The sequence below is a fragment of the Nonomuraea sp. NPDC049784 genome, from assembly GCF_040659615.1.
GTDB lineage: Bacteria > Actinomycetota > Actinomycetes > Streptosporangiales > Streptosporangiaceae > Nonomuraea.
In genome coordinates, this window is the sequence record NZ_JBFAMX010001069.1 from 1 (window position 1) to 2,042 (window position 2,042).

The following is a 2,042-nucleotide window of genomic DNA, read 5'->3' on the forward strand; positions in this document are numbered from 1 at the left end:
GGGGTGTTCACGAATAGCCCCGACCTGGGCCGGAAGAACGGTCGAGAAGATCGCTTCCCGGCGTAGCGCTGATCGTTTCCCAGAGTGCGGGAGCGGAGGCCAAGGTCCGCGCCTGTGCTCTGGGCTCCGTGCAGAGCAACCTGGCCCTGCACGGAAACGCCGAGGAAACACCGCCTTCGTTAGAACTTGTGGCTCGACAGCCGAGTATTCGAACCTGGAAGCGGGAGACTTCATGATTCTGCGTCGAGCGACGTTCACTGGCGCAGCCTCGCTGGCGTGCGCGGCGCTGGTCTTGAGCGCGGCCCCGCCCGCCACCGCCTCGACAGCTGCCGCCCCCGTCAAGGTCGGGGATGTGCAGAAGGCGATGGAAGACTTGGTGAAGACGGGCCGCGTGGTGGGAGCCATCGGCGAGGTGTACGTGGACGGCAAGCGGGTCGGGAAGGGCTCAGCCGGCTCCCGCCTGCTCGACGGCAAGGGCGGCGCGATCCCGGCGAGCGCCCGCTACTGGATCGGCTCGCAGACCAAGGCCATGACCGCCACCGCGGTCCTGCAACTGGTCAGGGAAGGCAAGCTGAGCGTGGACGACAAACTTAGCGAGGTCCTGCCCGAGGTGGCGGAGAAGGACCTCGTGGAGCGGGCCGACGAGATCACGGTACGCAACCTGATCCAGCTGACCTCGGGCATCCCCGACTACATCGGCCCGGACACCTCCGACCCCACGCGTAACTACCGCCCGACCGACCTGCTGGCGGCCTCACGCAAGAACGCCCGGCCCGTGGAAGTCGGGACCTTCAACTACTCCAACAGCAACTACATCCTGCTCGGCATGATCATCGAGAAACTGTCCGGAAGGTCACTGGCGGCCGAACTCAACCGCAGGCTCTTCGCCCCGCTCGGCATGCGCCATACCTACCTGCCCACGAAGGCGGGCCAGGGTATCAAGGGCCCGCACGGGCACGGCTACGCCCCGGACGAGACGGGCACGATGCGCGATGTCGACAAGATGATGAACGCCACCAGCATGCTCGGTGCCGGCGGCGTGATCTCCACCACGCGCGAGATGAGCGTCTTCCAGCGCGCCTTCCGCCAGAACAAGCTCCTGCCGGCGTCCCTGAGCAAGCTGATCACCGACCCGCCGCCCGGCCAGACGCCGCCGCCTGCGGGCGGCCCGTGCACCGGCAACCCCGAGTTCGCCGCCGGGGGCGGAGGCAGCGCCCCCGGCTTCACCGCCGCGACCATCACCTCCTCCGACGGCCGTCTGCAGTTCGCCGTGTCCCTGACCCTGGCCATGGACAACGACGAGCGCAGCACCGTACCGTCGCGCATCACCAACGCCCTCAAATCGCTGTTCTGCCCCGCGAAGTGATCACTCCAGCCGCACAAGGCGAGCGTGATCAGATCATGATCGCCAAGTGCGGCTGGAGAATTGAGAACCTGTGGGCAGTCGTGGCACATACGCGGCACGGCTCTGCGACGCCGGATAACCGAAAGGGCCCTTTCACGCACGTCAGCAGCGGAGCGGCTCCAAGATCCGGGGGCGTTCCTTTCGAAACGATCGGCTACAGCCTACGAGAGCGGGGCAGTTCCGGCTGGGTGAGATACAAGTGACGGCCGACCGGACGGTCGCGCGCCCGTACGCCACCCAGCCGTCCGGCCCCCGGGTCGACTTCACCGCCAGCCTGCTTCCATTCGCCGGCCCACATCGCGTGGCCTACTGCACGGCCGCCGATCTTCCCGCCTTCGCGCGCACCCTGTGGGACGGCACGCTACCCACCCCCGCCTACGTCTCCATCCCCGATGGCAAGATGATCACGCCGTCTTCGGAACAGCCGGGGCTCACCCGCTGGCAGCTGTTCCATGGCGACACCTCTGTGGCGCCCATCGGCGAGACGGCACGACAGGCGCCTTGATCGCTTCCCGTGCGCCACGTGATCGTTTCCCGAACTCTGCCGAGGCAGTTCTGCACCTCCCGAGCGAGAAGTGCCAAGCGGGTGGATGTCAGGCAAGTTCCGGCGCTCCACCATGCTCAGGCGAGTAGTAGT

Annotated in this window: 2 protein-coding genes; both read left to right on the forward strand. The window is 67.0% G+C overall.

Annotated features, from left to right (window positions below):
• Positions 1-232 precede the first annotated feature (232 nt).
• A complete protein-coding gene (locus tag AB0J09_RS63280) occupies positions 233-1,366 on the forward strand; it encodes a serine hydrolase domain-containing protein (RefSeq protein WP_360713955.1) in 1,134 nt (377 codons plus the stop codon).
• A gap of 238 nt (positions 1,367-1,604) precedes the next feature.
• Positions 1,605-1,910: a hypothetical protein gene (locus tag AB0J09_RS63285; RefSeq protein WP_360713957.1), complete on the forward strand. Its 306-nt coding sequence runs from the start codon at positions 1,605-1,607 to the stop codon at positions 1,908-1,910.
• Positions 1,911-2,042: the final 132 nt, after the last annotated feature.